This window comes from Microcystis sp. M079S1 (genome assembly GCF_020246425.1).
Taxonomy (GTDB): domain Bacteria; phylum Cyanobacteriota; class Cyanobacteriia; order Cyanobacteriales; family Microcystaceae; genus Microcystis; species Microcystis aeruginosa.
In genome coordinates this window covers 1-6303 of record NZ_JADBSZ010000070.1, presented here as the reverse complement: position 1 = coordinate 6303, position 6303 = coordinate 1, and the positions used below count along the sequence as shown (strand labels likewise).

The 6303-nt window shown below is 44.4% G+C and carries 7 protein-coding genes and 1 other annotated feature; all 7 genes read right to left on the bottom strand.

The window, feature by feature from the left end; all coding sequences use genetic code 11:
* Positions 1 to 500 precede the first annotated feature (500 nt).
* Positions 501 to 1493 carry a 30S ribosomal protein S1 gene (locus tag IM456_RS04390; protein WP_149986345.1) on the bottom strand — a complete coding sequence of 331 codons (993 nt, stop codon included), beginning with the start codon at positions 1491 to 1493 and terminating at the stop codon, positions 501 to 503.
* A gap of 232 nt (positions 1494 to 1725) precedes the next feature.
* The gene (gene nrdR, locus IM456_RS04385) at positions 1726 to 2241 is read right to left on the bottom strand and encodes a transcriptional regulator NrdR (RefSeq protein ID WP_149986344.1); all 516 of its coding nucleotides are present in this window, start codon (positions 2239 to 2241) and stop codon (positions 1726 to 1728) included.
* Positions 2242 to 2368: 127 nt separating this feature from the next.
* A complete protein-coding gene (locus IM456_RS04380) occupies positions 2369 to 2464 on the bottom strand; it encodes a photosystem II reaction center protein T (protein ID WP_012267019.1) in 96 nt (31 codons plus the stop codon).
* Between the two features lie 104 nt (positions 2465 to 2568).
* Complete coding sequence (gene rplL / locus IM456_RS04375) at positions 2569 to 2964, bottom strand: 50S ribosomal protein L7/L12 (protein WP_149986343.1); 396 nt, start codon at positions 2962 to 2964, stop codon at positions 2569 to 2571.
* A 43-nt stretch (positions 2965 to 3007) separates the two neighbouring features.
* Complete coding sequence (gene rplJ, locus IM456_RS04370; RefSeq protein ID WP_002737633.1) at positions 3008 to 3556, bottom strand: 50S ribosomal protein L10; 549 nt, start codon at positions 3554 to 3556, stop codon at positions 3008 to 3010.
* 101 nt (positions 3557 to 3657) lie between these two features.
* Positions 3658 to 3776: a sequence feature (ribosomal protein L10 leader region), on the bottom strand.
* Positions 3777 to 4065: 289 nt separating this feature from the next.
* On the bottom strand, positions 4066 to 4737 hold the full coding sequence (locus tag IM456_RS04365; protein WP_149986342.1) for a DUF4276 family protein: 672 nt from the start codon (positions 4735 to 4737) through the stop codon (positions 4066 to 4068).
* A 4-nt stretch (positions 4738 to 4741) separates the two neighbouring features.
* On the bottom strand, positions 4742 to 6031 hold the full coding sequence (locus tag IM456_RS04360; protein WP_149986341.1) for an AAA family ATPase: 1290 nt from the start codon (positions 6029 to 6031) through the stop codon (positions 4742 to 4744).
* Between the last annotated feature and the right edge of the window lie 272 nt (positions 6032 to 6303).

Here is a 6303-nt window from a genome sequence, read left to right as displayed (position 1 = left end):
GACTTTCAAAAACCTTGCATTATCCTTCTTGTGGTACATCGCTTGGTACAAAAAACAAGGGCAACAAAGCCTGAAACGACCGGCTACTGACTCCTGACTCCTGACTCCTACCCCCAGGAAAAACTTTTTCAGCAGACCCTAACTATAACACGAACTGAAGAGCCACTTTTTTGCTGTGATCAGTAAACGTAATCAGTGAACTGAAAACGGCAATTTTCTACTTAGGGCTTGCTGAATAAATCTAAAAACCTTGTTGGATAATATCTTTAGGCTTTTTTGAAATCCAAAAGTGCCTGGCTTGGGAGTGATCAGGGGGAAAATTCAGGTACTTTTTCCCTGAAAATTAGGTAGTTGACCACCTGAAAATCGGTAAAACCCTACACCCTACACCCCACACCCTGCCCCCACGAAAAACTTTTTCAGCAAGCCCTACTTAAGACTGTCCACTAAAAACTCACATCTGATAACTGATAACTGATAACTGATAACTGATAGCTGACCTACTCCTCGGTGGCGGCGAGAACTAAATCTTCCTCCTCCAAGGCGGGGGGGACTTCGATTTCTTCCACTACTTCTGGGACAGTCCGGCCTTCCGCTTCCGCTAGACGTTTTTCTCGGTATTTAATCGCCATTTCTTCGGCTTTTTCAAACACTAAGGGGCGATTTTTTAGCATATCTCCCGGTTCGGGTTCTAATTGTTTAGTCGAGAGGGAAATGCGACCTCTTTCGGCATCGAGATCGATAATCATCACTTTTAACTCATCATTGACATTGAAAACCGTGTGGGGGGTGTCAATGTGATCGTGAGAGATTTCGGAAATATGCAGTAAACCACTGACTCCACCGATATCGATGAAAGCACCGTAGGGCTTGATTCCGCGCACGGAACCGATTACCACCTGTCCCACGGCTAAACCGTTCATCTTGCGTTCCACTAAAGCGCGACGATGACTTAAAACCAGACGGTTGCGATCCTCATCCACTTCTAAAAACTTTAAGGGCAATTCCTGACCAACTAAATCCTCTTTCGCCTCTCTGGTGCTAATGTGAGAACCGGGGATAAAGCCGCGGAGACCTTCAATCCTGACTAATGCCCCACCACGGTTAGTGGCAAAAACATTTGATCGCACGGTAGCATCTTCTTTTTGCAATTGACGCACCCGTTCCCAAGCGCGCATATATTCAATGCGACGGATCGACAGGGTTAGCTGTCCATCTTCATTCTCGTCGGTAAGGATGAAAAATTCCCGTGTTTCGTTGGGTTGTAAAACTTCTTCGGGATTATCGACGCGGTTGATCGACATCTCCTGCACGGGGATAAAAGCGGCGGTTTTAGCACCGATATCGATGAGCGCTCCCCGGGGTTCCATGCTGAAAACAGTCCCGGCGACAACATCTCCCGGACTGAAATGATAATCGTATTTGTCTAGAAGGGCGGCAAAATCTTCATGGGTAAAGCCTATGTTTTTGTTTGCGGTTTTTTGGGTGGTCATGTACGTTGTTTGGGCCTCGGAATTTCCGTAGGTTTTTCCTCCTATGTGATGTACAGTTTCTAAATAAAGGAGATGCCTCCCAATTTAGTTCCTAGGCAGGGCCTAGGGGATGAACTGCCGCATCCGGCTTTCTTGCCGGCAATCTGCCTCAAGAATGACTTTTAAGAATCTAACCAGAGCTTGGACTTTAAATAGCACAAGGGATCTCAATTATAACTGAATCGGGGACTATTTAAGACGAGGTGATCACGCTGGCCTCTTCCGCTTGAGACCAAGAAGGATGAGCGCGTTCAATTTCGGAGGATTGCAGCAGCGCTAAAGCGGCGATAAAGTCTCTAATTCCCTGAAAATTGCCGTAAACCGAAGCAAAGCGCACATAGGCCACTTCCGATTCTTGCCGGAGATATTCCAGGACTAATTGACCGATTTCCTGACTTGTTACCTCCCGTTTTGAGTCTTGCTGCAAACGGGATTCGATATCATTGACGATCGCCTCTAATCTTGAGGGGGGAATGCCGGTTTTTTCGCAAGCGCGGACGATCCCCCGCAGCAGTTTGCAGCGATCAAAAGATTCCCGTTTACCATCTTTTTTAATCACCGTGATCGGCACGAATTCGATGCGCTCGTAGGTGGTGAACCGATATTTACACTGTAAGCATTCACGACGACGACGAATGCTCTGACCGTTTTCGGAGGAACGGGACTCTAAAACGCGACTATCGGTATGCTGACAATTAGGACACTGCATAGGAGGCGCTCGGTGAGGGGAACCTTTAATTTAAGCCTTTAAATACGAAAACCAGAGCCGCTAACCTGCTTTTGACAAGCGGGCGGCTCAGGGAAGAAAATTATTAAGTTAAACGGAGTTAAGAAATTTACTTTTGAATCCGGGGAGGTTCCCGGAAGGCGATGGCGAAGAAAATTACCGACAAAGCCATAGTTAAAACTAAAATGTAAGCGACGCTTTCCATGGTTGGACATCCTACAAGACTGCTATAACAATCCTATAGTATCAGGAAATGAGCTTTTCGGCTTGTCTGGGGATGTAATCTACATCCCCAGAATCAGTGGCGATCTATTTAACGCTAACTTTTGCCCCGGCATCTTCCAGTTTTTTCTTGACGGCGGCGGCATCATCTTTGTTGGTGCCTTCTTTAACCGCTTTGGGGGCGGCTTCTACCAGGTCTTTCGCTTCTTTGAGTCCTAAACCAGTCAATTCGCGCACTACCTTGAGGATAGCAATTTTCTTGTCGGCGGGAACTTCTTCAAGAACGACGTTAAATTCGGTTTGTTCTTCCACAGCTTCAGCAGCGGCCGCAGGAGCAGCCCCGGGGGCAGCCATCATCATCATGCCACCGGCCGGAGCGGCGGCACTAACTCCGAAGGTTTCTTCGATACCTTTGACTAATTCCGCAGCTTCTAAGAGGGTAAGGGTTTTGAGTTTTTCTAAGATTTCAGCTACAGCAGACATGGGTTAGACTCCTAATTGTTTTAAGTGATTGATTGGTGCGGTGTTAAGCCGCTTCTTTTTCTTCTTGACGGGCCACGGCATCGACGGCACGGGCCAAAGATGCGGGAACTTCGTTGATGCTGCGGGCCAGTTTGGTGGCAATGGCGTTGATTGCTCCAGCGGCCTGAGCGATTAACTGTTCTTTCGACGGTAAATCGGCGATCGCTTTGATCTGATCTTCTGTTAACAGTTGACCTTTGGTCCCTTCTTTGAGGACACCGCCGCGCAATTCGGTTTTTTTGCTTTCTTTTTTGAACTCTTGATAGGCCTTGAAAGCTCCACCGATATCCTCTTTTACGAGCAGAAAGGCGGATGTTCCCGATAAAAGGCTTTTCATCGGTTCCCAGCCACTATCTTCAGCGATCGCCAAGCCCATCAAAGTATTTTTGGTGACTTTACAAATCGTTCCCGTGGGGCGCAATTTGCGGCGTAGATTGCTGATTTCGGCGACGGTTAAACCTTGATAGTCGATGACCATCGTTAATTGAGCTTCGCTCAGGGAGGTTTTTAATTCTTCTAGAATTACTCCCTTGCTTTCTCTGCTTCTCCCCATCCCTTGTTCACCTCCTGTATGCGGGGGACCGGTTCCACAGACAGGCGCAAAAATAACCCCTTGTAGCGCCGGGGTTGAGTGGAGAGAATCCAGTTCAGGCACGACCAAGATAAAAAATATCTCTCTTTAGTCTTTTTGGCTGCTGTTTTCTCGCTTTGACCTCGGCAGGGTATTTAAGCTGTTTGGCACCTGCTGTCTTTGGCTTAAGCCAGTCCCTTACTATAACATTATTGCGGGATTTATGTCAAGCCCTGGGAAGGAGCGAGCAGGGCGATCGCATCCAAAAACCGGCTGAGGTTGAAGTTTTCTCTGGCCCTAAGTCCTCCAATAGACTAAGCTAAGACAAACCCGATCCCTAGGCTTGTTTACACTACGCCCCCATGTCTCTAGATTTTTTGCTCCGTTATTTTTGGAGAAATATCTAAATGACATTTTGGGCGCACGCAGTGCGCCCCTACCATTGTCGCCATAATATTATTTATTGTAGGGGCGAATTGCATTCGCCCTCTTTATCTTGATTCTTCCTGACTGAGATGACGTAGTTTATCCCGAAAATAGCCAAAGCTGGGCGATCGATTAATATCCACATTCATCTGAGGAGAAATATTTTCTGCCCAGACCGTTTTCTCTTGACCCACAGAAGCTCCACCTAACTTAGATAATTGTTTCGCTCCACCTCTGTATATAGCATCTGCCAGTTTTTCCCAAGTACCACAGATACTATCATTAATAGAGGAATCCAAGATAGCACTTTTGGCCTGGGGATAAGCAATTTTTATGGCATTAATATCACCTAAATACCAAGCTTCTCCTTCTTCAACAGCAATACAGAAGTAAATTTGGGATTGGATAGCAGATTTTTCCAGACAATTGCTTAATTCTTGTCGAAATTCCCGAAAACATCGATTATCCAGATCGCCAACCACAATCAGCACAGCAGCATAATTATCAGGGTAACTGGAAAAAGTTTTATCATATCCTTGAATCAGTTTAGGTAGTCGCTCAAGAAGAATCCGTTTACTAGGATCGGAAACAGACTGTAAGTCTCTGGGAATATGACCACTGCCTTTATAGGAATGAACCCTAAATGTATGACCTGCATTCATGTCAATAATCTTAGGAATTAGAATATCAAGTGCTTTTTTTCCCGACAAATCCTCGACCAAAATTTCAAAGTGCATGACCTTATCTCTCATCTAAGTAATCACTATACCAAAGACTACCAAGGGGCAATCCTTCTGAGACGAGATTCTTAATTAAAGGATTGTCACTGGCCCGTTTAATCCGAGAAAAACCATCATCACCCTTTTCCAGAATCCAAACTTCTTCTGGCTGGAGAGCATCAACAAAATAAGGTTGATGAGTGGTGATAAAAATTTGAGAACGTCCTCTCTGTCCTGTGGCGTGTTTTCTAAATTCTTGAGCCAAGGTTTCTAATAGTTTATGGTATAAGCCGTTTTCTGGCTCTTCAATACAGATAAATGGCGGTGGAGAAGGGTCTTCTAACAGTAAGAGATAGGCGAATACTTTTAAAGTACCATCGGACATTTGCTGTACATAAAATGGGTCTTGGAATCCCCGATCATTAAATTTTAATAGTAGTCGATTATCGGGACTTTTTTCGGTGCTAATTTTTTCTATACCCGGTATCTTACGAGAAATACTATTAAGTATATTCTGAAATTTCTTGGAATGCTCTCTTTCCATAAACTGCACCACATTACCGAGATTATCTCCATGGATATTCAAATGTTTCTGGGGTCCGGCTAGGGGCAAACTTCTGGCCGCATCGGGAGTAAAATAGCTGAGATACCATCCCTCAATAAATCTCCGAAATAGGGAAATTCTCGGATGCTGTTTGAGAGAACCCAAAGTAGCAATTCCTAGTTTGCGCTTATCATTCAGTTCCACTAACTCGGTTTCCTTGCTTTCCTCATCAGCTTCCTGTTGAATTTTTTCTATTAACTTAAGTAAATCAAAATGGTCTTGACCTTCTTCTACTTGTTTCCCTTCTTCTTCTCCTTTCCAGACGATTCCTTTCCCTTCATCGAGGATTAAAAATGAAAAAGGCCATCCGGTCTTTTGACCTTTTCTTCTCTGTCTGAGTCTTTCTTTTTTTACATAAGGTCTATTATCGGTATCTAGATCAATAGCTAATTCATAGGTAATTGGTCGGGAATTGTAATCTTCTTTATAGTAAATCTGAAATTCAATGCTTCCTTCCTCACCCTGGGAACGAAGACGCTCAAACCCGCCTCGACCTCGCGCATCACAAGCTTCTTCTACTCCTCCTTTAAGACAATCAGATAAAAAACCGAACGCATCAAAAAGTGTGCTTTTTCCCACACCATTTTTGCCGATAACGGCCGTCATCGGTGTCAGAGAATCTCGATTTTGAGTATTCCATAACTTGCCCAGAGTTATATCCTTGAGCGCTCGATAATTTTTAATCCTCAATCCCTCAATTCCGGCCATTATTTAGTCCCGTTTCTCATTACTAAAGTAATCTGAGCAATTTCTCCCCGGAGAATATATAGTATAGACTGATTCTAGAGCGGTTATTAATAGAGTTCTTGCCTAATTAATTTTTGAGAGTTCAAAAATGAGGCTCTTCGGTTTGTGTTATGCAATGGACGGGGGTTATAAGGGATGAAACCCTTATAGAAACAGACATTACCGCAATTTTTGTCAATTGTTTGCGATCTGGAGCGAACTAATCAATTAAATCTCTTGCCAGATAAGGATTT

Bases quoted from the DNA above. Each gene is read 5' to 3' on its own strand.
- IM456_RS04365 (WP_149986342.1), bottom strand. From the start codon at position 4,737: ATGCACTTTGAAATTTTGGTCGAGGATTTGTCGGGAAAAAAAGCACTT.
- rplJ (WP_002737633.1), bottom strand. From the start codon at position 3,556: ATGGGGAGAAGCAGAGAAAGCAAGGGAGTAATTCTAGAAGAATTAAAA.
- IM456_RS04360 (WP_149986341.1), bottom strand. From the start codon at position 6,031: ATGGCCGGAATTGAGGGATTGAGGATTAAAAATTATCGAGCGCTCAAG.
- IM456_RS04380 (WP_012267019.1), bottom strand. From the start codon at position 2,464: ATGGAAAGCGTCGCTTACATTTTAGTTTTAACTATGGCTTTGTCGGTA.
- rplL (WP_149986343.1), bottom strand. From the start codon at position 2,964: ATGTCTGCTGTAGCTGAAATCTTAGAAAAACTCAAAACCCTTACCCTC.
- nrdR (WP_149986344.1), bottom strand. From the start codon at position 2,241: ATGCAGTGTCCTAATTGTCAGCATACCGATAGTCGCGTTTTAGAGTCC.
- IM456_RS04390 (WP_149986345.1), bottom strand. From the start codon at position 1,493: ATGACCACCCAAAAAACCGCAAACAAAAACATAGGCTTTACCCATGAA.